29 protein-coding genes and 1 pseudogene are annotated in these 23,638 nt (G+C 66.3%); 16 read left to right on the top strand and 14 right to left on the bottom strand.

What is annotated here, in order from left to right; all coding sequences use genetic code 11:
• Positions 1–63: 63 nt before the first annotated feature.
• Complete coding sequence (locus IB256_RS13685) at positions 64–465, bottom strand: hypothetical protein (RefSeq protein ID WP_081515207.1); 402 nt, start codon at positions 463–465, stop codon at positions 64–66.
• Between the two features lie 128 nt (positions 466–593).
• On the opposite strand from IB256_RS13685, the gene IB256_RS13690 reads away from it, so the two are divergent.
• On the top strand, positions 594–1,397 hold the full coding sequence (locus tag IB256_RS13690) for a helix-turn-helix domain-containing protein (RefSeq protein WP_192293511.1): 804 nt from the start codon (positions 594–596) through the stop codon (positions 1,395–1,397).
• A gap of 6 nt (positions 1,398–1,403) precedes the next feature.
• Here IB256_RS13690 and IB256_RS13695 read toward each other — a convergent pair whose 3' ends face one another.
• Positions 1,404–1,928, bottom strand: coding sequence for a DUF962 domain-containing protein (locus tag IB256_RS13695; RefSeq protein ID WP_192402909.1), 525 nt, complete (start codon positions 1,926–1,928; stop codon positions 1,404–1,406).
• A gap of 74 nt (positions 1,929–2,002) precedes the next feature.
• Here IB256_RS13695 and IB256_RS13700 point away from each other — a divergent pair, with 74 nt between their 5' ends.
• From IB256_RS13700 to IB256_RS13710, 3 genes are all read left to right on the top strand, one after another.
• Entirely contained in the window at positions 2,003–2,692 is a 690-nt protein-coding gene (locus IB256_RS13700) for a Crp/Fnr family transcriptional regulator (protein WP_192293515.1), read from the top strand.
• Between the two features lie 204 nt (positions 2,693–2,896).
• The gene (locus tag IB256_RS13705; protein WP_192293517.1) at positions 2,897–3,394 is read left to right on the top strand and encodes an outer membrane beta-barrel protein; all 498 of its coding nucleotides are present in this window, start codon (positions 2,897–2,899) and stop codon (positions 3,392–3,394) included.
• A gap of 288 nt (positions 3,395–3,682) precedes the next feature.
• Positions 3,683–4,450 (top strand): hypothetical protein, encoded by a 768-nt coding sequence (locus IB256_RS13710; protein ID WP_192293518.1) that lies wholly within the window; start codon positions 3,683–3,685, stop codon positions 4,448–4,450.
• A 4-nt stretch (positions 4,451–4,454) separates the two neighbouring features.
• Here the strand turns inward: IB256_RS13710 and ppk2 are convergent, their stop codons facing one another.
• Both ppk2 and IB256_RS13720 read right to left on the bottom strand, forming a co-directional pair.
• Positions 4,455–5,336: a polyphosphate kinase 2 gene (gene ppk2 / locus IB256_RS13715; RefSeq protein ID WP_225601768.1), complete on the bottom strand. Its 882-nt coding sequence runs from the start codon at positions 5,334–5,336 to the stop codon at positions 4,455–4,457.
• A gap of 241 nt (positions 5,337–5,577) precedes the next feature.
• The gene (locus tag IB256_RS13720) at positions 5,578–6,543 is read right to left on the bottom strand and encodes a magnesium transporter CorA family protein (protein ID WP_081515200.1); all 966 of its coding nucleotides are present in this window, start codon (positions 6,541–6,543) and stop codon (positions 5,578–5,580) included.
• Between the two features lie 89 nt (positions 6,544–6,632).
• Here IB256_RS13720 and IB256_RS13725 point away from each other — a divergent pair, with 89 nt between their 5' ends.
• From IB256_RS13725 to IB256_RS13735, 3 genes are all read left to right on the top strand, one after another.
• Positions 6,633–6,914, top strand: a complete 282-nt coding sequence (locus IB256_RS13725) for a hypothetical protein (protein ID WP_192293522.1) — start codon at positions 6,633–6,635, stop codon at positions 6,912–6,914.
• Between the two features lie 81 nt (positions 6,915–6,995).
• A complete protein-coding gene (locus tag IB256_RS13730) occupies positions 6,996–7,229 on the top strand; it encodes a TIGR02647 family protein (protein WP_081515198.1) in 234 nt (77 codons plus the stop codon).
• 92 nt (positions 7,230–7,321) lie between these two features.
• Positions 7,322–10,171 carry a class I adenylate cyclase gene (locus IB256_RS13735; RefSeq protein ID WP_192293524.1) on the top strand — a complete coding sequence of 950 codons (2,850 nt, stop codon included), beginning with the start codon at positions 7,322–7,324 and terminating at the stop codon, positions 10,169–10,171.
• Between the two features lie 43 nt (positions 10,172–10,214).
• On the opposite strand, the gene rnk is transcribed toward IB256_RS13735, so the two are convergent.
• The 4 genes from rnk to IB256_RS13755 form a co-directional block, all read right to left on the bottom strand.
• Positions 10,215–10,619, bottom strand: a complete 405-nt coding sequence (gene rnk, locus IB256_RS13740; RefSeq protein WP_081515196.1) for a nucleoside diphosphate kinase regulator — start codon at positions 10,617–10,619, stop codon at positions 10,215–10,217.
• A 181-nt stretch (positions 10,620–10,800) separates the two neighbouring features.
• Positions 10,801–11,007, bottom strand: a complete 207-nt coding sequence (locus IB256_RS13745) for a DUF1289 domain-containing protein (protein ID WP_192293526.1) — start codon at positions 11,005–11,007, stop codon at positions 10,801–10,803.
• Positions 10,985–11,320 carry an iron donor protein CyaY gene (gene cyaY / locus IB256_RS13750; protein ID WP_024762102.1) on the bottom strand — a complete coding sequence of 112 codons (336 nt, stop codon included), beginning with the start codon at positions 11,318–11,320 and terminating at the stop codon, positions 10,985–10,987. The genes IB256_RS13745 and cyaY overlap by 23 nt, the downstream gene beginning before the upstream one ends.
• Positions 11,317–12,378 carry an AraC family transcriptional regulator gene (locus IB256_RS13755; RefSeq protein ID WP_192293528.1) on the bottom strand — a complete coding sequence of 354 codons (1,062 nt, stop codon included), beginning with the start codon at positions 12,376–12,378 and terminating at the stop codon, positions 11,317–11,319. Before IB256_RS13755 ends, cyaY begins: the two co-directional genes overlap by 4 nt.
• Before the next feature lie 153 nt (positions 12,379–12,531).
• Here IB256_RS13755 and lptM point away from each other — a divergent pair, with 153 nt between their 5' ends.
• The 6 genes and pseudogenes from lptM (at position 12,532) to IB256_RS13785 (ending at position 16,180) form a co-directional block, all read left to right on the top strand.
• Positions 12,532–12,672, top strand: coding sequence for an LPS translocon maturation chaperone LptM (lptM, locus tag IB256_RS13760; RefSeq protein WP_081515193.1), 141 nt, complete (start codon positions 12,532–12,534; stop codon positions 12,670–12,672).
• Between the two features lie 145 nt (positions 12,673–12,817).
• Positions 12,818–12,994 (top strand): annotated as a pseudogene (locus IB256_RS13765) (diaminopimelate decarboxylase); the annotation flags it as partial.
• Positions 12,995–13,007: 13 nt separating this feature from the next.
• On the top strand, positions 13,008–13,838 hold the full coding sequence (dapF, locus tag IB256_RS13770; RefSeq protein WP_192293530.1) for a diaminopimelate epimerase: 831 nt from the start codon (positions 13,008–13,010) through the stop codon (positions 13,836–13,838).
• A gap of 11 nt (positions 13,839–13,849) precedes the next feature.
• Positions 13,850–14,551: a DUF484 family protein gene (locus IB256_RS13775; protein ID WP_192293532.1), complete on the top strand. Its 702-nt coding sequence runs from the start codon at positions 13,850–13,852 to the stop codon at positions 14,549–14,551.
• 34 nt (positions 14,552–14,585) lie between these two features.
• A complete protein-coding gene (gene xerC, locus IB256_RS13780; protein ID WP_192402911.1) occupies positions 14,586–15,491 on the top strand; it encodes a tyrosine recombinase XerC in 906 nt (301 codons plus the stop codon).
• Complete coding sequence (locus IB256_RS13785) at positions 15,488–16,180, top strand: HAD family hydrolase (protein WP_192293536.1); 693 nt, start codon at positions 15,488–15,490, stop codon at positions 16,178–16,180. Before xerC ends, IB256_RS13785 begins: the two co-directional genes overlap by 4 nt.
• Positions 16,181–16,343: 163 nt before the next feature.
• On the opposite strand, the gene sutA is transcribed toward IB256_RS13785, so the two are convergent.
• The 4 genes from sutA to glnK form a co-directional block, all read right to left on the bottom strand.
• A complete protein-coding gene (gene sutA / locus IB256_RS13790) occupies positions 16,344–16,676 on the bottom strand; it encodes a transcriptional regulator SutA (protein ID WP_045215410.1) in 333 nt (110 codons plus the stop codon).
• Between the two features lie 78 nt (positions 16,677–16,754).
• Entirely contained in the window at positions 16,755–17,180 is a 426-nt protein-coding gene (locus tag IB256_RS13795) for a secondary thiamine-phosphate synthase enzyme YjbQ (protein WP_192293538.1), read from the bottom strand.
• Between the two features lie 107 nt (positions 17,181–17,287).
• Complete coding sequence (locus tag IB256_RS13800; protein WP_192293540.1) at positions 17,288–18,622, bottom strand: ammonium transporter; 1,335 nt, start codon at positions 18,620–18,622, stop codon at positions 17,288–17,290.
• A gap of 42 nt (positions 18,623–18,664) precedes the next feature.
• Positions 18,665–19,003 (bottom strand): P-II family nitrogen regulator, encoded by a 339-nt coding sequence (glnK, locus tag IB256_RS13805; RefSeq protein ID WP_003457590.1) that lies wholly within the window; start codon positions 19,001–19,003, stop codon positions 18,665–18,667.
• A gap of 403 nt (positions 19,004–19,406) precedes the next feature.
• Here glnK and IB256_RS13810 point away from each other — a divergent pair, with 403 nt between their 5' ends.
• Both IB256_RS13810 and IB256_RS13815 read left to right on the top strand, forming a co-directional pair.
• A complete protein-coding gene (locus IB256_RS13810) occupies positions 19,407–19,694 on the top strand; it encodes an accessory factor UbiK family protein (protein ID WP_081515185.1) in 288 nt (95 codons plus the stop codon).
• 39 nt (positions 19,695–19,733) lie between these two features.
• Positions 19,734–21,224 carry a YifB family Mg chelatase-like AAA ATPase gene (locus IB256_RS13815; RefSeq protein WP_192402913.1) on the top strand — a complete coding sequence of 497 codons (1,491 nt, stop codon included), beginning with the start codon at positions 19,734–19,736 and terminating at the stop codon, positions 21,222–21,224.
• Here IB256_RS13815 and IB256_RS13820 read toward each other — a convergent pair.
• Positions 21,221–21,709 (bottom strand): RidA family protein, encoded by a 489-nt coding sequence (locus tag IB256_RS13820; protein ID WP_192402915.1) that lies wholly within the window; start codon positions 21,707–21,709, stop codon positions 21,221–21,223. The genes IB256_RS13815 and IB256_RS13820 overlap by 4 nt on opposite strands.
• Positions 21,710–21,737: 28 nt before the next feature.
• Positions 21,738–21,968 (bottom strand): DUF1127 domain-containing protein, encoded by a 231-nt coding sequence (locus IB256_RS13825; protein WP_192293546.1) that lies wholly within the window; start codon positions 21,966–21,968, stop codon positions 21,738–21,740.
• A 185-nt stretch (positions 21,969–22,153) separates the two neighbouring features.
• Between IB256_RS13825 and IB256_RS13830 the strand changes: the two genes are divergently transcribed.
• Complete coding sequence (locus IB256_RS13830; protein WP_192293548.1) at positions 22,154–23,602, top strand: PLP-dependent aminotransferase family protein; 1,449 nt, start codon at positions 22,154–22,156, stop codon at positions 23,600–23,602.
• The last annotated feature ends 36 nt before the right edge of the window (positions 23,603–23,638 follow it).

Genomic DNA, 23,638 nt, shown 5'->3' on the forward strand with positions numbered 1-23,638 from the left:
TTATCCGCCGGCTCCTGTCCGGCGGATATCGCTGGCGCGTTATGCGCCCTCCTGTTGTTGCATTCACAAGGCCAGGACAGCCGACCGGCGCAGACCGAAGAACTCCAGTTCGGCCAGCAGCAGGACCACCAGCGCCTGGCCGACGACGAAGGCGTAGCCCAGGGCGGTCGGCTGCACGTAGCCGGTCACCAGCAGGGCGACGCTCTCCACCACCCACAGCGCGTTCAGGGCGATGACCGCCCAGACGCCGGTGCGCGACAGAACGCTCTGATTGCTCATCCAGTAGAGCACCAGCGCCAGCGGCAGGAGCACGATGCCGGCCACCAGCAACAGCACGAAGGGCAGGCCCAGCAGTTCGCCCAGCGGTTGCGCGGCGAGGGCCATCAGCAGGCCCATGGCGCCACCGGCGATGGCATCGACTTTCAGGGTCAGGCGAAGCAGCGGGGAGGATTGCAGCAGAGTCATGGCGAAGCTCCTTCAGGGGTCGCCACCGGTTGGCGGCGTGTGGCTGAAGAATCCGCCCGGGACGTAGGAGCGTCGATTACCTGCCAGGTAATGGCCGTTACCGGACAGCAGGTCTATCGTTCGAAGCCATGAACAGATCAGCCCACGAAAACCCGGCCCAACCAGTCGGCGCCCTGCTCCGCCAATGGCGCCAGCGCCGCCGGCTCAGCCAGCTCGACCTCGCCTGCGATGCGGAGATTTCCACGCGTCACCTGAGCTTCGTCGAAACCGGTCGCGCCCTGCCCAGCCGCGAGATGCTGCTGCATCTGGCCGAACAGCTGGACATCCCCCTGCGCGAACGCAACCGCCTGCTCAGCGCAGCCGGCTACGCCCCGGTGTACTCGGAGAAGGGCCTGGACGACCCGGCGCTGACCGTGGCCCGGCAGGCCATCGATCAGTTGCTCAAGGCCCACGAACCGAACCCGGCGATGGTGGTGGACCGCCACTGGAACCTGCTGGCTTCCAACCGCACGGTGGACATCTTCCTGATTGGCGTCGACCCCGAACTGCTGCAGCCGCCGATCAACGTGCTGCGCATGAGCCTGCACCCGAAGGGGCTGGCACCGCGCATCCTCAATCTCGGGCCGTGGAAGGCGCATGTGGTGGAGCGTTTGCAGCGCGACTTCGAAGCCAGCGGCGATCCCGCGCTGGCGGCGCTGCGCGACGAGGTAGCAGCCTATCCGGCGCCACCCTGCGACGAGGCGACCAGCGGCGACATGGTGCTGATCCCGGTGCAGCTGCAGACGGAGCTGGGCGTGTGCAGCCTGATCGGCACCATCACGGTATTCGGCACACCGGTGGACGTGACGCTGTCGGAGCTGGCCCTGGAAACCTTCTTCCCGGCCGACCCCGACAGTGCGCGAATCCTGCGCCAACTCAGCGGTACGGACTGAAGCGAATCAGGCGGTCGCCTTTTTCTCGCGGATGCAGGTGGGGCCGGCGCGCTCTTCCACGGCGAGGCGCACTTCATCGCGCAGGCCGAGCAGGAAGGCCGCTTCGGCGGCAACGAACAGCGGACCGACGATAAGCCCGGTGAGGTCATCGACGAACGCCGGCTTGCGCCCCTCGTACCAGTGGCCGACGAACTGGATGATCCAGCCCACCACGAACAGGCCGATACCCCAGGTGAGCCAGTAGGCGGTGCTGCCGGCGGCAAAGCCGGCGCCCAGCCACAGCGACAGCGCCAACAGCGCGGTCATCAGCAGGCCGAAACGCAGGTCCAGGCGCAGGTAAAAGACCACCGAGGCCAGCGCCAGCAACGTGGCGGGCGAGATCAGCAGGCCTGCCAACTCGAAGCCGGGGCGCGACAGCAGGGTGGCGATGGCCAGCACGATCATCGGAATCCCGATGAAATGGCTGACGATGTTCCGCCGGTCACGGTGGTAGGCGGCATATTGGGCAAGGTGATCGACCAGAGTTTTCATTGTTGTTCTCCCGCAAGGTACTGGCATGATGGCGATCTGTGCCTTGCCACTCTGTCAGCTAGCCGACATTGCCCATGACCGACGCCAAGCCCTACCTCGCCTGCCTGCAAGATGGCCGCTGGTTCCAGACCCTCCCCGAGGGACTGCGCCAGGCCCTGTGCGACGCCGCCGCAGTGCGCCGCCTGCCCGCCGGTCAGCGTCTGTTCGCCCGCGGCGATGCGCCCTGCGGTCTGTACTGCGTAGTGGAAGGTGCGATGCGCGTCAGCGTGGTCGGCGAGACCGGCAAGGAAGCACTGCTGGCGCTGGTGGAAGCGCCCAACTGGTTCGGCGAGATCTGCCTGTTCGACGGGCAGCCGCGCACCCATGACGCCTACGCCGAAGGTGCCACCGTGCTGCTGCAAGTGCCTCTGGCGCCACTGCAGGCGCTGCTGGCGCGGCACCCGGAGTACTGGCGCGACTTCGCCCTGCTGATGAGCCACAAGCTGCGCATCACCTTCGCCGTGCTGGAGGAGCTGTCGCTTCTGCCGGCCGCGCCGCGCCTGGCCCGGCGCCTGATGATGATTGCCGAAGGCTACGGCGAGTCAGCCACCGCCAAGCGCGAGCTGCACCTGCCGCAGGAGCAACTGGCGGCCATGCTGTCGCTGTCGCGGCAGACCACCAACCAGATCCTCAAGGAGCTGGAAGCCCAGGGCATCGTGCGCCTGAGCTACGGCGGCATTGAGATACTGGACCGCGAACGCCTGCGCCAGGCCGCCCACGCCTGACGCTCGCCGACAGCCTCCAGAACGGCAGCCTCTAGAACAAAAGCCAGACGAGTCTCGACAAGCTTCGATGGTCGCGCACGCCACCGCCCCGCTCTAATGCCCCCGCCGCTGCGCCGGAGCCGAAAAGCCCGCGCCAGAGCGGCACCCAACCCTCCGCAAGACAGCAAGGCGGCCGGCGCTCAACGCCAGCCGCAAGGGAATCCTATGCGCCTTTCGAAACTCCTCTGCGCCCTCGCCCTGACCGCTCCGGCCCTGGCGATGGCCGACGACAGCGGCCTCTACGTCGGGGGCGGCGTCACCCGCCTCGAGATCGACGACCGCTCCTTCGATGACCAGGACGACAGCTACAAGCTGTACGCCGGCTACCGCCTGAACAACTACCTGTCCCTGGAAGGCGCGGTGGTCGACTTCGGCGACATGAGCGACGGCGACAAACACTTCGACGGTCAGTCGCTGCAGGCCAACGTGCACCTGGGCTTCCCCATCGGCCAGCGCATCCGCCTGTACGGCATCGCCGGCGTACACGCCTGGCACGCCGACAACGATGCCGCCGGCAAGTCCGACGACGTGGACCCACTCTACGGCTTCGGCGGCGAAATGGACGTGATTGGCGGCCTGGGCGTGCGCCTGGAACAGGAATACCTGGACGTCGGCGATATCGACCTCGACCAGACCACCCTTTCCGCCTACTGGCGCTTCTGACGCCAGCCTGCCCCTCAAGCCCGGCGGAAGGTCCGGCTCTCTCCCCAGAGCAGTCCTCCCCCCTCCTGACCTTCCGTCGGCACCTTCACCCGTACAGAGCCTCACCCGTTCAGGGCAACCCCTTACAAAGCATCGCCCGCACCAGGCATCACCTGCACAAATCACTCTTTCGGTCGGTTGCAGCGGCTGCGTTCGCGGCTAGCCTAGGGATAGCTGCGTTTCTGGCGCCAGAAAGACACACATCCGGCGAATCGCGCGGCTCACAATAACAATAAGGACGCCTCCGCCATGCTCCGGAATCTCGATGTCGTTCGTGGGTTCATGCTGTGCTGTTTCGGACTCTTCGCCCTCGCCGCCCAGGCCAACCTTCCCAGCGAGGAACTGCAGCTGCAGACCCTGCAGGTCTATACCTGCCGCTCGATCAACAGCCTGTTGCTGCTGCGCGGCGAAGGCTTCCAGGAAGGCCACGCCGCCCAGTTGGAGAAGGACCTGGCCACGCTGGACAACGCCGTCAAGGCCTACCCCAAGGCTGACGATGCCCTGCGCAAGGCCCATGCGGAATTCGTTACCCAGATTCGCAACGGCGTTTCCTACGGCCCCAAGGAAGAAGACCTGCCCTGGCGCTACAACCAGGACCTGAGCCGCTCCCTGCGCGACCTGCTCAACCAGATCGAACGTTTCGTCCCCGCCACCGCCGACGCCAGCCAGATTCCGTTATGGGAATTGCCGGTGCGCGTCGAGTACCTCGCCACCCAGTACCTGGGGCGCGCCTATATCAGCGGCCTGGAGCTGGCCCGCGAGCAGCCGCAGGAATACCTCGGCCAGGACGAGGGCGTACTGGTGCCGCTGTTGACCCAGCGCATCGACCAGCTGCCCGACAGCGACGCGACCAAGAAACTGCGCACCCGCTGGGAGTACCTGAGCAAGGCGCTGCTGGACATGAACAGCAAGAGCAACAGCGGCGTCAGCGCTTCCGGCCGGCCCTGGGCGCCGATCATCGTCGATCGCAACGCCCGCGCGGTCTCCGGCCAGCTCATGCTGATCAGCCAGCAGTAACGCCTCAGGCCGGGAGGGCTTCCGGCTCTGGTATCTGCACCGGGACCATTGCCTGCGCCGGGCGCTCCAGCTCGTCGCGGTCCATCAGCGCGGCGCGGCCCGTCAGCAGCGCATCCGGGGCACGGGCAATCTTCGGGTTCTTGCCCGGGTAGTCCAGGCTGTGCAGGAAGTGCCGCAGACAATTGAGCCGCGCGCGCTTCTTGTCGTCGGACTTGATCACCACCCAGGGTGCGTCGGCGGTGTCAGTGTGGAAGAACATCGCCTCCTTGGCCTGGGTGTAGTCATCCCAGCGGTCCAGCGACTGAATGTCGATCGGCGACAGCTTCCAGTGCTTGAGTGGATCGTCGCGGCGCGAGACGAAGCGGCGCAGCTGCTCCTCGCGGCTCACCGAAAACCAGAACTTGAACAGGTGGATGCCATTGCGCACCAGCATGCGCTCGAGCTCCGGCGTCTGCTGCATGAACTCCAGGTACTGGCGCGGCGAGCAGAAGCCCATCACCCGTTCGACCCCGGCGCGGTTGTACCAGGAGCGGTCGAAGAAGACGATTTCACCGGCCGTGGGCAGGTGCTGGATGTAGCGCTGGAAATACCACTGGCCGCGCTCGGCGTCGCTGGGCTTCTCCAGCGCCACCACGCGGGCGCCGCGCGGGTTGAGGTGTTCGGTGAAACGCTTGATGGTGCCGCCCTTCCCGGCAGCATCGCGGCCCTCGAAGAGCAGGACGATGCGCTGGCCGGTCTCTTTCACCCAGTTCTGCACCTTCAGCAGCTCGATCTGCAGTTCGGCCTTGGCCTTCTCGTACTCCCTGCGCTGCAGGCGCTTGCGGTAGGGATAACTGGCGGGCAGCTGGGCGGAGCCAGAGTCCTCGTTGCTGCCGCGCGGGGCCATGGCGACGGTCAGCGCGACCGGGCCCTGACTCTGCGCCTGGATCTGCGCGCCGCCCTCGGTGGTCACTTCGGGCAGCGCCGCGGCGGCGGGCTTGCTGGCTTCGGGTTGCGGCAGGCTCTCCTGGGAAATGGGCTGCCGGGGCTTGGGCTGCTGGGCCATGGTCTCCTCCTGTGAGACGTGGGGACGGCCCTCCACTGTGCTACCCGTGCCGCAAGCCCTTCTTGACCCGCATCAACCCCGTCTAGAGCCAGCCTTTGTACTTGAACCAGTAATAGGGAATGATCGCCGAGATCACCATCGCCACCAGCGCCATGGGGTAGCCGGCCAGCCATTGCAGCTCCGGCATGTGCGCGAAGTTCATGCCGTACACCGTGCCCACCAGGGTCGGCGGCAGGAACAGCACGGCAGCGATGGAGAACACCTTGATGATGCTGTTCTGCTCGATGTTGATCAGGCCCAGGGTGGCGTCCAGCAGGAAGGTGATCTCCCCGGCCATCTTCGTCTGGTACTCGCTGAGCGAGCGTACATCGCGCTCCACCGACTTCATGCCCAGCTTCACCTCGTCGCTGATCCAGCCATTGCTGCCCTGGCGGAAGTACGACAGCGGCCGGCTGATGCTCAGCAGGCTCTCGTTGAGCTTTGACAGCAGCGAGTTCTTGCGCCCCAGTTGCTTGACCACTTCCTGCAGGTCGGCTTTCTCGCTGGCCGGGCCCTCGCGGAAGATGCTGGTGCCCAGGCTGTCGAGCTGCTTCTGGACGATCTCCAGCACGTCGGCGATGCGGTCCACCACGCTGTCCATCAGGGTCACGAACAGCTGGTCGCTGCGACCCTCGCAGCCGCCGCGCTGGGTGCGCGTCTCGAAGGTGCGGAAGGCCAGCAGATCGGTATAGCGCACCGTAACCAGCCAATGCGGGGTCAGCACGCAGGTGACTTCCGAGACGGTGGGATTGTGCTCGCGGATGCCGCCGACCACGCTGGTGGTCATGTACAGCGCACCATTGCTCTCGTAGAAGCGCGAGGAATCTTCGATCTCGGCCATCTCCTCGCGGGTCGGCACATCCACCGCGATGATCGACTCCAGCAACTGCTCCTCTTGCGCCGTGGGCTGGAACAGATCGATCCACAGCGTGTCCTTGGGCATGCCGTGGCACTCGCTGCCGTTGTGGCGCACCAGGCGGTCGCCGACGAGGGTGTAATAGGTGATCATGTCGCCCGACGATCCTTTTACGCACCTGAAGTTGCCCCGCAGGGTGGCCAACTTCCCGGCGCTTCACAAGCCCAGCGGAGAATCCCGAGATGAGCGAACACGATGATGGCGAAGAGGCCTTCGCCGAAGACACCCTGATCCAGGCCATCGAGAACCAGATCGAGAGCGAGAGCCCGGCAGCGGCCCGCGCGGTGTTCAACAAGCTGACCCTGGTCGGCTACGAACGCGAAGACGCCCTGCACCTGATGGCCCTGGTGCTCGCCCACGAGATCGAGGCGATGCTGGCCGAGGACCGCCCGTTCAACGGCGAGTGGTACGAACAGGCCCTGCGCGCGCTGCCGACCCTGCCCGACGGTACTGTTGCCGAATGAGACAGCGGCATAACAGCGCTTGCCGAACCGGTCTGACTTGAGACTACACTGAAGCCTCATTGACCATCGGGAGTTAGGCGAATGGCTTTCACGAAAGAAATGGTTGAGGAACTGGACCTGCTGGCGCTCTTTGACCTGGAGAACAGCCAGGCGGGATTGAAAGTCCACCACGATGCTTCCGCCGAAGCCGTGGCGGCTGCCGGCCGGCTTCACGCCAAGGGCCTGATCGACAAGCAGGACGGCGGCTATCTCACCGGCCTGGGGCTTGACGCCGCCGAGCACGCCCAAGTCCTGCTCGGCATCCTGCGCAGCTGACCTCAAGTTCCCCCGCGAGCGGGCGATAAACTGGCACACTTCCGAGCGCCGCATTCCCTGATGCGGCGCCGCTGGCCAGACAGCAGTACGCCATGACGCTCACCCCCGAGATCCGCCCGGACATCGACGACGGCATCGACCGAAAGGTGCTGACGCAGCTGCGTCAACGCTTCCTCAAGGTCAACGCCGCGCGCCTGCATCGGGCCAGCGAAGCGCTTTCCACGCGCCAGCAGCTGGTTCTCAAGCTGTTGCCGCTGCTGCTGGACGTGAACCATCCGCTGCTGCCCGGCTACGTGTCGGCCAGCACGCCCGCCGGGTTGTCGAACTTCGTCCCGGACGACGAAATCCTCGCCGAAGCCCAGCGCCTGACCCGCTCCTTCAGCTACAAGACCCGCCGTGGCAACCTGCCGCTGCCGATCCATGGGCTGTTCCTGATGGGCAGCCTGGGCACCGTCGCCCAGGCCGAGCAGAGCGACCTGGACCTTTGGGTCTGCCACGCCTCCGACCTCACCGAGCGTGAGCTGGCGGAGCTGCGCCGCAAGTGCGAGCTGCTCGAACAATGGGCCGCCACCCAGGGCGCCGAAGTGCACTGTTTCCTGGTCGACCCGCAGCACTATACCCAGGGCGCCCGCGAGGCCCGGCTGACCTCCGACGACTGCGGCACCAGCCAGCACTACCTGCTGCTGGACGAGTTCTACCGCACCGCCATCTGGCTCGGTGGCCGCACGCCGCTGTGGTGGCTGGTGCCGGTCTACGAAGAGAACCGCTACGCCGAGTACTGCCAGACACTGCTGAGCAAGCGCTTCATCCGCGCCGACGACGTCCTCGACCTCGGCCACCTGGCGCGCATCCCGCCGGGCGAGTTCATCGGCGCCGGCATGTGGCAACTGTTCAAGGGCATCGAGTCGCCCTACAAATCGGTGCTCAAGCTGCTGCTCACCGAGGTCTACGCCAGCGAACACCCGCAGGTGTCCTGCCTGAGCCTGCGCTACAAGCAGGCGATCTACGCCGGGCGCCTGGACGTGGAGGAACTGGACCCCTACGTCATGCTCTACCGCCGCCTGGAGGAGTACCTCAAGGAGCGCGGCGAGACCGAGCGCCTGGAACTGATCCGCCGCTGCCTCTACCTGAAGGTCGGCAAGAAGCTCAGCCGCCCGCCGCGCCAGGGCCACAAGAGCTGGCAGCGCAAAGTGATGGAGCGCGTCTCGGCGCCCTGGAAGTGGGACAGCCGTGCCTTCGCCCAACTCGACAGCCGCAGCCAGTGGAAGGTCCGCCAGGTGCTGCTGGAGCGCCGCGCGCTGGTCAACGAACTGACCCACAGCTACCGCTTCCTCTCGCAGTTCGCCCGCCTGCAGCACGCCGCCAGCGGCATCAACCCGCGGGACATGGGCATCCTCGGCCGGCGCCTGTATGCCGCCTTCGAGCGCAAGGCCGGCAAGGTCGAGTTCATCAACCCGGGCATCGCCCCGGACATGGCCGAAGACATCCTCACCCTTGCCCAACTGCCTGGCGGCGAGGCTGGCAAACCGCCGTACTGGGCGCTGTTCGGCGGCAACCTGTCATTGCAGGAGATGGCCGACTTCGCCCCGCTGCGCCGCGCCCGCGACCTCATGGAATTGCTCACCTGGAGCCACCGCAACGGGGTGATCGACGCCACTACGCGGCTGTCCCTGCAACCGGGCAGCAGCGACCTGACCGAGTTCGAACTGCAGAACCTGCTGGGCTGCCTGCAGCAGGCCGTTCCGCTGCCGCTCAACGAGGTGCCGGAAAGCGCCCTGCTGCGCAGCGCGGTGCCTTCGCAGGTGTTGCTGCTGGTGAATGTCGGTGTCGACCCGCTGCGCCAGCACAGCCAGATGAACGTGCACATGACCACCGAGCGCACCGACTCGCTGGGTTATTCCGGCGTGCGCGACAACCTGGTGCTGACCCTCGACCAGATCACCCTGAACAGCTGGAACGAACTGCTGGTCAGCCGTTACTCCGGGCCGCACGCGCTGCTCGACTGCCTGCGCGAATTCCTCAACAGCGTGCCCTCCGACGCTCCGCCGCCGCGCCTGCTGGTGCGCTGTTTCTGCCGCAACCGCGCCACGGCCATCGCCCAGCGTGTGGAAGACCTGTTCCGCGACGCCCATGCACAACTCGCCAGTGGCAAGGGCGGGCGCTACCTGCTGCAGGTACGCCAGCACTTCCACCTGCTGCACCTGGTGCCGGGCAGCGTCAGCCATCGGGTGATCGACGGGTTGCCGGCGCTGGTCGAGCACCTGGGTGACACCCAGGACGACAGCGGCTTCCTGCAACTGGACCGGCATGCGCTGGAGGGCGACGACCTCGCCATGATCCTGCCGCTGGGCCGGGCCAACACCGTGCAGGTGTTCTACCGCCTGGACGAAGGCAGCGCGGAAGTCACTATCCTCGACGAGCGTAACGCCCTCTGGCGGCGCCGCCAGGAATACGACACCGAGGAAGGCCTGCTGCTGCCGCTGCAGCGTTTCCTGCAATCGGTGCAGTACCGCCGCAACGCGGTGATCTCGTTACTGGAGGCGCAGGGGCCGGTGGGCGCCGACATCCTCTTCTACGAAGTGGTGACCAACGGCCACCAGCGCGCCCAACGCATCGAGCGACGCAACGCGCCACAACCGCTGGAAGCCCTGCCGTTCTACAACGTGCAGGCGATCGTCGAACCGGGCGAAGGCCAGCGCGCGCGCACCACGCTGTTCTGCAACCACCGCGAGTTCTCGGAGCTGGAGTTCGGCAGCGAGCTGTTCCAGGCCGCGGCCCGGCATATCCTCGATCGTCGGCGTGGGCAAGAGCGCTACCCCTGCTACATCACCGACCTGGACCTGTCGGCCATGCGCGAAGGCGGGGAGCTGCAGACGGTGCATTTCCTGCGTTACAAGCAGAGCCTGGAGCAGGCTCTGAATCGGGCGCTGGCCGAGGCCTGAAGGCCGGCCGGACGCCCGGAGAGGGAGGCTCCCGAAGGGGAACTCAGCGATCGAAATCGCCGGCCGCTTCGGGCTGGTATTCCACTTCCAGCAGGGTCAGCTTCAGCGTCTTGCCGCTGGGTACCGGCCAGTCGATGCTCTGGCCGGTGGTCAGGCCGAGCAGCGCAGTGCCGACCGGAGCAAGAATCGAGACCTTGCCTTCACCGCCGACGCCAGCCGGGTAGACCAGGGTCAGGTGGTATTCCTTGCCGCTGCCTTCTTCGCGGCAGCGCACGGTGGAGTTCATCGTGACCACGCCCGGCGGTATCTCGTCGTGGCCGACCACCGTGGCGCGGGCCAGCTCGGCCTCCAGCGCCTCGGCCGCGGGGCCGTACTCATCCAGGCTGTCGAGCATGCGCTCCAGACGTTGCAGGTCGAGTCGAGTCACGGTGATGGGAGTCGTGGTCATGATGGTTGGCAGTCTCCTTACAGGAGAGCCCCGGACGCTCGCGCGTTCGGGGCCCTGGGTGTTCTGGCAGTAAAGACGTTCGGGGATCGAACGTAATGAAATCCGAAAAAAGAAAAACCCCGCCCAAGGCGGGGTTTTCCCGGACACTAACACAGCACAGAAAATAAGCAACACCGACCAGTCACCACTTCGGCCGCTGGTTGTTTCGGCGCTTTTCGCAGTCCGCCAGAATCGCCAGGCGCCGCTCGCCGTCGGCCTCGTTCCACTCCAGGATCTCGCCCAGGGTGCGCCCGCAGCCGACGCAGATGTCCGCGTCGTCCAGGCAACAGCGCCGGCAGCAGGGCGAGGCGACGCTCGCCCGCGGCTCAGATGCCGGGGAAGTCGACATCCTCGCCTGCCTGCTCCAGGGTCGCGCGATTGAGCAGCGCGCCCAGCGGTTCGCGGGTGCTGTCGCAGATCCACAGCGAGCCGGATTCGTCGTAGTCGAAGTGGAAGCCGCCGGAGCGCGCCGCCACCCACAGCTGGCGCAGCGCCGGCTGGCGGCTGAGGATCAGCTGGGTGCCGTTCTCGAAGCGCACGGTCAGCACGCCGCTGGAGTTTTCCAGGTCCAGGTCCAGGTCGCTGTCGTCGAAGGCGTCCTCCACCGTTACCTGTACGGCGTCCACCAGGTCATGGAAGCGGGCTTCGCTCAAAGTGCTCATGCATCGTCCTCGGGATCAGTCAAAGGCACCAGTTTACGCCGGTATTCGCCCAGACTCTGCCCCGTCCAGCGCCGGAATGCACGGGCGAGCGAGCCGGCTTCGCTGAAGCCGAGCAGGTAGGCGATGTCGGCAGTGTCCAGCGCCGGGTCGCGCAGGTAGTGCAGCACCAGTTGCTGGCGGGTTTCATCCACCAGCTGGCTGAACGACAGGCCGGTGTCGCGCAGCCGCCGCTGCAGGGTGCGCGGGCTCAGCGCCAGGGTCTGCGACAGGCGCTCCAGATCCGCGCCCTGCTCCGGCAGTTGGCGCGCCAGCTCCAGGCGCGCGCGGTCGAGCACGGTGTCGCCCTTGTTGATTTCCACCAGCAGACGTTCGGCGTAGGCATCCAGCGTGCGCTGCACCTGGGCATCGGCCTGGCCGAGCGGTAGCGAAAGCAGGCGTCTGGGGAAGACCAGGGCGTTGTCCGGCTGATCGAACAGCACCGGGCAGCGGAAGATGCGCTCGTGCTCGCTGACATCTGCCGGGGCGCTATGGCTGAAGCGCACTTCGAACGGCACCTCGTCCACGCCGCTGACCCAATGGCCGAAACTGACCCAGCCGGCCAGCGTCTCTTCGCTCATCTGTCGTTGCTGTTGCGGCAGCAGCGGCTCCCAGCTGTGCTTCACCAGCGCCTCGCAGCCCGTGCGCGGCGGCTCGTCGGCCAGCTCGACGCGGCCCAGGTTGCCTACCAGCGAGGCATAGCGCGCCTGCCGGTGCAGGGCGTCGGAGAGGGTCGCGCAACTCATGATCAGGTAACCGAGCACGCCGTAGTAGCCGGGCCGCACCGCCTCGCCCAGGTGCAGGCCGAGGTTGTCGTCGCCGCTCAGGCGCACGCCGGCGCCCACCAGCTCCAGGTAGGCGCTGGCGGCGATGCGCTGGTCGCGCTGGGCAAGGATCGAAGGCTCCAGGTGCACCGTCGCCAGCAACTGCGCCGGGTCCACGCCCTGGCGCTGCAGATGCTCCACGAGGCCCTGCAGGTAGGCCACCGACACCGAACTGGGCAGGGGATCGCGATAGTCCATCAGGCATTCCATTTTTTGCCCGCCATCATAGGGCCACCGGCCCTTCCCGCGCGAGCCGCAAGCCCCGCCAGGCGGGAGCCCGCTTGAATAGGCAAGCCGGCGGGGGGTCGGTATACTCCGGGTCAATTGACGCTTTATTACAAGGATTCCGCCATGAAGCGACTGCTGCTTCCCTTCGTCGCGCTCGCCGTCTTCACCGCCGCGCTGGCCGGCTGTGGCCAGAAAGGCCCGCTGTACCTGCCGGACGACCAGAAGGCCAAGAGCGAGCACAGCAAGGACCGCTACGGTCTCTGAGGGCGTTCCCATGGACGCCTTCGACGTCCGCGACGGGCAACTGTTCGCGGCAGACCTGCCGTCGCCGGCAATCGCCGGGCGCTTCGGCATGCCGCAAAGCGGTAACGGCGAACTCCTCGCCCGACTCCGCAACCCCGTCCGCGAAGAAGGCGGCCTGCTGGCCGTGCGTTCGGCCGGCGCCTATGGTTTCGTCATGAATTCCAACTACAACACCCGGGGCCGCGCCGCCGAGGTGCTGGTGGATAGCTCGGCCGCGCACTGGGTGCGTCGCCACGGAACACGACCAGAGCTGTTCGCCGGCGAAAGCCTGCTGCCGGACTGAGGCCGAGACGACGATGCTTCTGCGCTTTACCAAGATGCATGGGCTGGGCAATGACTTCATGGTCCTGGACCTGGTCAGCCAGCACGCCCATGTGCAACCACGCCATGTCAAACAGTGGGGCGACCGCAACTTCGGGGTCGGCTTCGATCAGCTGCTGATCGTCGAGCCGCCGAGCACGCCGGACGCCGACTTCCGCTACCGCATCTTCAACTGCGACGGCACCGAGGTCGAACAGTGCGGCAACGGCGCGCGCTGTTTCGCCCGTTTCGTGGTCGACAAGCGCCTGACCGCAAAGAAGACCATCCGCGTGGAAACCAAGGGCGGCATGATCGAACTGACCATCGCCAACGACGGCCAGGTCATCGTCGACATGGGCCCGCCGCGCCTGCAACCCGAGCAGGTGCCGTTCCAGGCCGGTGCTGAAGCGCTGAGCTACCCCCTCGAAGTGGACGGCCAGCAATACGAGCTGGCAGCGATCTCCATGGGCAACCCGCACGGCGTGCTGCGTGTGGATGACGTGGACAGCGCTCCGGTGCGCACCCTGGGGCCGAAACTGGAAATCCACGAAAGCTTCCCGCAGAAGGCCAACATCGGCTTCCTGCAGATCGTCAATCCGCACCAGGCGCGCCTGCGCGTCTGGGAACGCGGCGCCGGCGAGACACTGGCCTGCGGCACCGGCGCCTGCGCTGCCGCCGTTGCCGGCATCCGCCAGGGCTGGCTGCAATCGCCGGTACAGATCGACCTTCCCGGCGGACGGTTGTCCATCGAGTGGGCAGGACCGGGTCAGCCCGTTATGATGACCGGGCCCGCAGTGCGGGTGTTCGAAGGCCAGGTACGTCTATAACCGGGACGCTTATGACCGATACTCCGCAGGACCCCACCGTTACGCTCGAAGCCGAACAGGTCGCCGACTATCTTCGCCGGCACCCTGAATTCTTCGTCGATCATGACGAGCTGATCCCGGAGATGCGCATTCCGCACCAGCCGGGCGACGCCGTGTCGCTGGTGGAGCGCCAGGTACGCCTGCTGCGCGAGCGCAACATCGAGATGCGCCATCGGCTGTCGCAGCTGATGGACGTGGCCCGCGACAACGACCGACTGTTCGACAAGACCCGTCGCCTGGTGCTCGACCTGCTCGATGCCACCAGCCTCGAGGAAATCGTCAGCACGGCAGAAGACAGCCTGCGCCACGAGTTCCTCGTGCCCTACGTCAGCCTGATCCTCTTCAGCGACAACAACCTGCCGGTGGGCCGTTCGGTGAGCAGCGCCGAGGCGCACCAGGCCATCGGCGGCCTGCTGTCGGGCGGCAAGACCGTCTGCGGCGTGCTGCGCCCCCACGAGCTGGCCTTCCTGTTCTGCGAAAGCGAACGCGAGCAGGTCGGCTCCGCCGCCGTGGTGCCGCTGACCTTCCAGGGCCTGCACGGCGTATTGGCGATCGGCAGCCCCGATCCGCAGCACTACAAGAGCTCGCTGGGCACGCTGTTCCTGGGCTACGTCGCCGAAGTCCTCGCGCGGACCCTGCCGCGCTTCTCCACGCCACTGCGCTCGGTACGCTGATCCCGCCGGGCCTTCACCGCTGGGAGCTGATCGCTTGTCGCTCGAAGCCGATCTGGATGCCTACCTGGAACACCTGCGCAGCGAGCGCCAGGTGTCCGTCCATACCCTCGATGGCTATCGCCGCGACCTGCTGCGCCTCGCCGCGCTCTGCGAAAAATCCTCGCTGAACGAGTGGCCCGCGCTGCAGGTGCGCGACCTGCGTATGTTCGTCGCCCGCCTGCACCAGCAGGGCCTTGCCAGCCGCAGCCTGGCGCGCCTGCTGTCGGCCACCCGCGGGCTGTACCAGTACCTGATCCGCGAAGGCCGTTGCCGGCACAACCCCGCCGACGGACTCGCCGCGCCCAAGGGCGCACGCAAGCTGCCGCGTACGCTGGATACCGACCGCACCGCGCAACTGCTCGACGGCGGCGTCGAGGACGACTTCATCGCCCGCCGCGACCAGGCACTGCTGGAGCTGTTCTATTCCTCGGGCCTGCGCCTCTCCGAACTGGTCGGCCTCGACCTGGAGTGGCTGGACCTCAAGGACGGTCTGGTGCGCGTGCACGGCAAGGGCAACAAGGTGCGCGAGCTGCCGGTCGGCCGCGCCGCGCGGCAGGCCATCGAGAACTGGCTGCCGCTGCGTGCCCTCGCCTCGCCACAGGACAACGCAGTGTTCATCGGCCGCAGCGGCAAGCGCCTGACGCCCCGCGCGGTCCAGCTGCGCGTGCGCGAAGCCGGTGTGCGCGAGCTGGGCCAGCACCTGCATCCGCACATGCTGAGGCACTCCTTCGCCAGTCATATGCTGGAGTCCTCCCAGGACCTGCGCGCAGTGCAGGAGCTGCTCGGCCACGCCGACATCGCCACCACGCAGATCTACACCCACCTGGACTTCCAGCACCTCGCCACGGTCTATGACCAGGCGCACCCACGGGCACGCCGTAAACCCGGAGCAGAAGAATGAGTATCCGTCTGGTCACCTTCGACCTCGATGACACGCTGTGGGATGTTGCCCCGGTGATGAACAGCGCGGAAGCCACCCTGCGCGACTGGCTGGCGGTGAACGCCGCGCAACTGGGGCCTGTGCCCATCGAACACCTGTGGGCGATCCGCTCGCGGCTGATGGAGCAGGACCCGATGCTCCGGCACCGCCTGAGCGAACTGCGCCGGCGCATCCTGTTCCACGCCCTGCTCGACGCGGGTTATCCACAAGCGGAGGCCAGCGACCTGGCCGAAGCCGGGTTCCAGACCTTCCTCCACGCGCGGCACCAGGTGGCGCTGTTCCCCGAGGTGCACCCGACCCTGGAGCAACTGGCCAACCGCTTCATCCTTGGCGTGCTCACCAACGGCAACGCCGACGTGCGCCGCCTGGGCCTGGCCGATTACTTCCAGTTCGCCCTGTGCGCGGAAGAACTTGGCGTCGGCAAACCCGATCCGCACCCGTTCCAGGAAGCACTCAAGCGCGGCGGCGTGGCGGCGGAACACGCCGTGCACATCGGCGACCACCCCAGCGATGACATCGCCGGCGCGCGTCGCGCGGGCATGAAGGCGATCTGGTTCAACCCGGCGCGCAAGGCATGGGACGGCGAAGAGGCGCCCAGCGCGATCATCCACAACCTGTCCGAGCTGCCCGGCGTTCTGGCAAAACTCTGACGGCTTTTCCGGGGCGAGCCTGCTCGCGAACCAGAGCTCCCGGATACCGCAGGATTCAAGCGACTCGCAAGCAAGCTCGCTCCAACAAGTCCGTTACAAACGGACATGAAAAAGCCCCGCCGCTCCTCACGGAACGGCGGGGCTTTTCATGTCGCGTCAGATATCAGATAGGGCGGCTGCCGTATTTGCTATCCGGCTTCTTGGGCGGGTCGGCCACGACGTTCGGCTCGATCTCCTGCACCTTGCCACCGCGAGTGAGGAATTCCTCCATCGCGCGAGCCAGTGCATCACGATCCTTCTGCTTGGCTTCGACCGAGGGCAGTTCCTCTTCTTCCGCAGCGGCCTTGGCTTTCTTGCCACCGCCCTTGGGAGAAGGGGCTTCATCCCCATCGCCGCTGTCTGCTTCGGCGTCGCTGTCGTCCGCTGCGGCGAGTTCCTCGCCATCGTCCTCGTCAGCGCCGTCCAGCTCGTCCTGTTCCAGTTCTTCGTCGCTCATTGTTCAACCTCTGTGGTGCTGCAAAGCACGTTAGTTATAGCCCAGCTGCGCGCTTTGACGAACGCCGCCGGAAAAAATTCATACAAGCTCGCCCTGCCAGGTCGCCACTATGCTGCGCGGGCCTCCGTGGTCGCGGTGCTCGCCCAGATAGATACCTTGCCAGGTGCCCATTGCCAAGCCTCCCTCCTGTATCGGCAGCGTCAGCTGACAGCCCAGCAGGCTTGACTTGAAATGCGCCGGAAGGTCGTCCGGACCTTCGTAGTCATGTTCATAGCCGCTCTCGCCCTGGGGCACCAGGCGATTGAAGAATCGCTCGAAATCGCGGCGCACCGAGGGGTCGGCATTCTCATTGACCGTCAGCGAAGCGGAGGTGTGCTGCAACAGCAGGTGCAGCAGGCCGACCCGGCACTTCGACAACTCCGGCAGCGCGGCCAGGATCTCGTCGGTGACCAGGTGGAAACCTCGCGGTCGAGGGCGCAGGGTGATGGTCTTCTGCTGCCACATGGCGGGCAATCCTTGCGTCGCTAACGGTGATGCGCGCGCATTCTAGCGTGCTGATCGAAAAAACAAAGGGCGCCCGAGGGCGCCCTTCGTCGAACTTGCGCGAACCCTTACAGGTTGTAGCCGCGCTCGTTGTGCAGGGAGAGGTCCAGACCCACGGTTTCCTCTTCCTCGGAGACGCGCAGGCCCATGACCAGGTCCAGAACCTTGAGGATCACGAAGCTGACGATACCGGTGTAGACGATGGTGAAGGCCACGCCCTTGAACTGGGTGAACAGCTGCGCGCCGATGTCGGTCACGGTGCCGAAGCCGCCCAGTGCCGGGGCTGCGAACACGCCGGTGAGCAGGGCGCCGACGATACCGCCGACAGCATGCACGCCGAAGGCGTCCAGCGAATCGTCGTAGCCGACGGCGCGCTTGAGGCTGGTGGCGGCGAAGAAGCAGATCACGCCGGCAGCCAGGCCGATCACGATGGCGCCCATCGGGCCGCAGGTACCGGCAGCCGGGGTGATGGCGACCAGGCCGGCAACCACGCCCGAAGCGATGCCCAGGGCGCTCGGCTTACCGTGGGTGATCCACTCGGCGAACATCCAGCCCAGGGCGGCGGCGGCGGTGGCGATCTGGGTTACCAGCATGGCCATGCCGGCGGTGCCGTTGGCGGCAGCGGCGGAACCGGCGTTGAAGCCGAACCAGCCGATCCACAGCAGGGCGGCGCCGATCAGGGTGTAGCCCAGGTTGTGCGGGGCCATGGCAGCGGTCGGGTAGCCCTTGCGCTTGCCGAGAACGATGCACGCCACCAGGCCAGCGATACCGGCGTTGATGTGCACCACGGTGCCGCCGGCGAAGTCCAGCACGCCCCAGTCCCACAGCAGGCCGCCGTCACCGCTCCAGACCATGTGGGCAATCGGTGCATAGACCAGGGTGAACCACAGCGCGGTGAAGATCAGCATGGCCGAGAACTTCATGCGCTCGGCGAAGGCGCCGACGATCAGGGCCGGCGTGATGATCGCGAAGGTCATCTGGAACATCACGAAGACGCTCTCAGGGAACAGCGCGGCGGCGGACGTCAGGCCGCTGGTGGTCAGGCCGCTGAGGAAGGCCTTGTCCAGCCCGCCGACGAAGGAAGCGAAGTTGACCACGCCCTTTTCCATACCGATGGTATCGAAGGCCAGGCTGTAGCCGTAGACGACCCAGAGGATGCTGATCAGCGCGGTGATCGCAAAGCACTGCATCATGATCGACAGGACGTTCTTGGCGCGCACCATGCCGCCGTAGAACAGCGCCAGGCCAGGGATGGTCATCAGCAGCACCAGGGCGCTGGAAATCAGCATCCAGGCGGTGTCGCCGCTGTTCAGGACGGGGGCCGCAGCCTCGTCGGCCAAGGCCAGACCGGGCATTGCGAGGGGCAATAGGGCGCCTAGCCCTGCGTATTTGCGCAGAGTCATTGTTGTTTCTCCTGGGGCGTGGGGGTTCGGTGTGGGCTTGGCTTAGATCGCGTCGGTGCCGGTTTCGCCGGTACGGATACGAATGGCCTGTTCCAGATTTACGACAAAGATCTTGCCGTCACCGATCTTCCCGGTGTTGGCGGCCTTGGTGATGGCTTCGATAACACGATCCAGCTGGTCATCGGCGATGGCGACGTCGATCTTCACCTTCGGCAGGAAATCGACAACGTATTCCGCGCCACGGTACAGCTCGGTGTGACCCTTCTGCCGGCCGAAGCCTTTGACTTCGGTCACAGTGATGCCCTGCACGCCGATCTCGGACAGCGACTCACGAACGTCGTCCAGCTTGAACGGCTTGATGATGGCTGTGACTAGCTTCATGTAACTCTCTCCCGTGTTTTGGTGGACCCGCCCCAGGAAGAACGAACCCGGAGACAAGTCTAAGCGCAGTGTCTGGCTTTTGTAATGCGCCGGCCGCCCTACCTCAGCACTCCGACTGCCTTGATCGAAGCAATCCACCGCCTCGCCTGCCGCACCGGAACTGCATCGGTGCACGCCATATCTGCCCCAAAGCATGAAGCTTGCCAGTTCGTGAAAATTCCCGTCGCATCAGGCACTTGGCCTGAAACAGGGCTTTCTGGCGAATCGCCAGCGCCACTCTGGCGCACCGAAAGCGCGCACGCAGAGCGGGCACACTGCTCAAAAAGCGTGCAACCCGGCGCGCCGCAGCCAGCGCTGGCTGCGTGATAGACTGGGCTCTGATTCAATCCGGAACCCATGAACCATGCTGCCGCCCAAAGCCTTCCTCGATGCCATCAGCCAACAAGCCGGACGCCTGTTCGGTGGCGAATCGCCCCTGCCGAAGGCCGAGCTGGAAGCCCAGTTCAAGGTTCTGATGCAGAGCGCCTTCAGCAAGCTCGACCTGGTCAGCCGCGACGAATTCGACAGCCAGATGGTCGTCCTCGCGCGCACCCGCGCCCGCCTCGAGGCACTGGAAGCGAAGGTCGCGGAGATGGAAGCCAGGCTCTCGCCCGCCGATACCGCTGCACCTGCCCCCGCCGCCGAAGAATAAGCCCCGCCTGGCGGGCGGCATGGAATCCAGGAGTGATCCATGTCCCTCGCCATCGTCCATAGCCGCGCCCAGGTCGGTGTGGAAGCGCCCGGCGTCACCGTCGAGGCGCACCTCGCCAACGGCCTGCCGTCACTGACCCTGGTCGGCCTGCCCGAAGGCGCCGTGAAGGAGAGCAAGGACCGCGTGCGCAGCGCCCTGCTCAACTCGGGCTTCGACTTCCCCAACCGCAGGATCACCCTGAACCTCGCCCCGGCCGACCTGCCAAAGGACGGAGGGCGCTTCGACCTGGCCATTGCCCTGGGCATCCTCGCCGCCAGCGGCCAACTGGCCGATGCCGCCGGGCTGGATGGGCTCGAATGCCTGGGTGAGCTGGCGCTCTCCGGCACGTTGCGGCCGGTCCCCGGTGTACTGCCCGCCGCGCTGGCAGCCCGTGCTGCCGGACGCGCGCTGGTGGTACCGAAGGAGAACGCCGAGGAGGCCAGCCTCGCCAGCGGCCTGACCGTCTACGCCGTCGGCCACCTGCTGGAGTTGGCCGCACACTTCAGCGGCCAGGAACGCCTGCGCCCCTTTGAGGCCAACGGCTTGCTGCGCGCCACGCCGCCCTATCCCGACCTTGCCGAAGTGCAAGGCCAGGCCGCCGCCAAGCGCGCGCTGCTGGTGGCCGCTGCCGGCGCGCACAACCTGCTGTTCAGTGGGCCGCCCGGCACCGGCAAGACGCTGCTCGCCAGCCGTCTGCCCGGTCTGATGCCGCCGCTGGATGAAGACGAAGCGCTGCAGGTCGCGGCGATCCATTCCGTCGCCGGGGGCGGGCCGTTGACCCACTGGCCGCAGCGGCCTTTCCGCCAGCCCCACCACACTGCTTCCGCGCCGGCGCTGGTCGGTGGCGGCAGTCGCCCGCAGCCGGGGGAAATTACCCTGGCCCACGAAGGCGTGCTGTTCCTCGACGAGCTGCCGGAATTCGATCGCAAGGTCCTGGAAGTGCTGCGTGAACCGCTGGAAGGCGGCGAGATCGTCATTGCCCGCGCCAACGGCCGGGTGCGTTTCCCGGCACGCTTCCAGCTGGTGGCGGCGATGAATCCCTGCCCCTGCGGCTATCTGGGCGACCCCAATGGCCGTTGCCGCTGCTCGCCGGAGCAGATCCAGCGCTACCGGGCCAAGCTCTCCGGCCCCCTGCTAGACCGCATCGACCTGCACCTGACCGTCAGCCGCGAAAGCACCAGCCTCGCGCCCAGCGGGCCGAGTACCAGCAGTGCCGAACTGGCTGTGCAGGTCGCTGGCGCGCGCCAGCGCCAGCTCGCCCGGCAGGGTTGTGCCAACGCTTTTCTGACCCTGAAGAAAATGCACCAATATTGTGCATTGAGTCCGGAAGACCAGGCCTGGCTGGAGAAGGCCGGCGAGCGCCTGAACCTGTCACTGCGCGCCCTGCACCGGATTCTCAAGGTCGCCCGCACCCTCGCCGACCTGCAGCAGGCAGACGACATCGCCCGTCCGCACCTGGCCGAAGCGCTGCAATACCGCGCGGGGCACTAGCCCGGCAGGTCCTGCGCGACGGCAAGGAGATTCAGTTCGACCGTGGCGTTCTTCGGCAACTGATAGACGCCAACCGAAGTGCGCGTGTGCACACCGGCCGCGCCCAGCACCTCATACAGCACCGCCGATGCACCGTCGGCCACCTCGCTCAGTTGCGTAAAGTGCTCTGCTGACTGTACGAACACGTTGAGCTGCAACACTCTGCGCACCCGGTCGAGATCACCCAGCGCCTGCCGCAGCAAGACCAGCGCGCGCATGGCGCAGACCTTGGCAGCCAGTTGGGCATCGGCCATTGAGACTTCACTGCCCGCCCGGCCGGTGACGACGACTTCATCACCCACCCGCGGAATCTGCCCACTGATGTGCACCTGGTTTCCTTCGATGAGGAAGGGCACGTAGTTGCCGCCGATCTTCATTTCACCGCTGAAGTCGTAGCCGAGTTCGGCGGCGACTCGATCAAACGCAGCAGCGCGCGTCTCGCTCATAAGCACTCCCTGTTTGTTCAGTTTCTGATCAGCAACGCCAGAACGGCCGCATCGCTTCTATCCGCGCCTGTTCGCGGGTGACGCCGATATCCTTCAGTTGCGCATCGGACAGATCCATCAGCTGTTTGCGCGTGCGCACACGGCGCCAGAACTGCTGCCAGCGGCTCTCCTGCGGGGCGCGCGGGGCTTCGCGCACACCGGGGATTTCCAGCAGTTCCTGTTGGTAAAGGGTCAGCCGCACATCGCTCAGGCCGCTCATCTCGTCACTCCTCCAGTCGAGCTCTTTCGAACGTGGGACTAGCGTGGCGAATCGGCAGAAATCATTACAGATTCAACGCTGTGAAGTTTTTTCCATACAGAGACAGGCGAAATCCTTCTGAATGGCGTATTTTTTTCCAATCTGTACTGCATTCCGCCGAGCCTGTCCGGCACGGGAGATCTGTCATGAAACGCTACGCACAGCTGGCCGCCACCCTCGGCGACCGCATCGAGCAGGGCCTGTACCGTCCCGGCGACCGCCTGCCCTCGGTGCGCGCGCTGAGCGAGGAGCACGGCGTCAGCATCAGCACCGTGCAGCAGGCCTACCGTGTGCTGGAGGACTCCGGGCTGGTCGAGCCCAGGCCGAAGTCCGGCTACTTCGTACCCGAACGCCGCGAGCTGCCGCCGATGCCGGCCATGACCCGCCCGGCGCAACGGCCGGTGGACGTATCGCAGTGGGACCAGGTGCTGGAACAGGTGCGCCGCGCGCCGGGCGGCGATTTCGTCCAGCTAGGGCGCGGCACGCCGGACATTGCCAGCCCCTCGCTCAAGCCGCTGCAGCGAGCGATGGTGCACGCCGCGCGCCGCACCGACCTGCAGAGCCTCGGCTACGAAGGCATCCAGGGCTCGCTGCCGCTGCGCGAGCAGATCGCCCGGCTGATGCTGGACTCCGGCTGCCAAGTGCCGCCCAGCGAGATCGTCATCACCACCGGCTGCCAGGAGGCGCTGGCCATTACCCTGCGCGCCATCTGCGAGCCGGGGGACATCATCGCCATCGATTCACCCAGCTTCCACGGCGCCATGCAGGCACTCAAGGCCTATGGCCTGAAGGCGCTGGAAATCCCCACCGACCCCACCAACGGCATCAGCCTGGAGGCGCTGGAACTGGCCATGGAACAGTGGCCGGTGAAGCTCATCCTGCTCACCCCCAACTGCAACAACCCACTGGGCTACATCATGCCCGACGCCCGCAAGCGCGCTTTGCTCACGCTCGCGGCACGCTACGACGTGCCAATCCTCGAGGATGACGTCTACGGCGAGCTGGCCTACGCCTACCCACGCCCGCGCAGCATCAAGTCCTTCGATACCGATGACCGCGTATTGCTGGCCAGCTCCTTCTCCAAGACGGTAGCCCCCGGCCTGCGCACTGGCTGGGTGGTGCCGGGGCGCTACCTGGACCGCATCCTCCACTTCAAGTACATCGCCAGCGGCACCTGCGCGCCGCAACCGCAGATGGCGCTGGCCGAGTTCATTGGCGGCGGCCACTACGAGCCGCACATCCGCCGCATGCGCGCGCAGTACCAGCGCCACCGCGACCTGATGACCGAGTGGGTCGGCCGCTACTTCCCCGAGGGTGCGCGAGTCACCCGGCCGCGTGGCGGTTTCATGCTCTGGGTCGAGTTCGACCCGCTGTTCGACAGCGTGCGGCTGAACCAGGAGCTGCGCCGCGACAACGTGCAGGTGGCGGCGGGCAACATCTTTTCCGCCTCGGGCAAGTACCGCAACTGCATCCGCATGAACTACTCCCACCGTGACCTGGCGGTGATCGAGGATGCCGTGCGCAAGGTCGGCGCCTGCGCCAAGCGGTTGACCGCCGAGCTGCGCGAGCAGCAGGCCGAGCCGCTGCCCGCCTGAGGCGAAACATTTATCCACAGCCCGGCGCTGCCCCGT

This window comes from Pseudomonas sp. PDM17 (assembly GCF_014851985.1).
Classification (GTDB): domain Bacteria; phylum Pseudomonadota; class Gammaproteobacteria; order Pseudomonadales; family Pseudomonadaceae; genus Pseudomonas.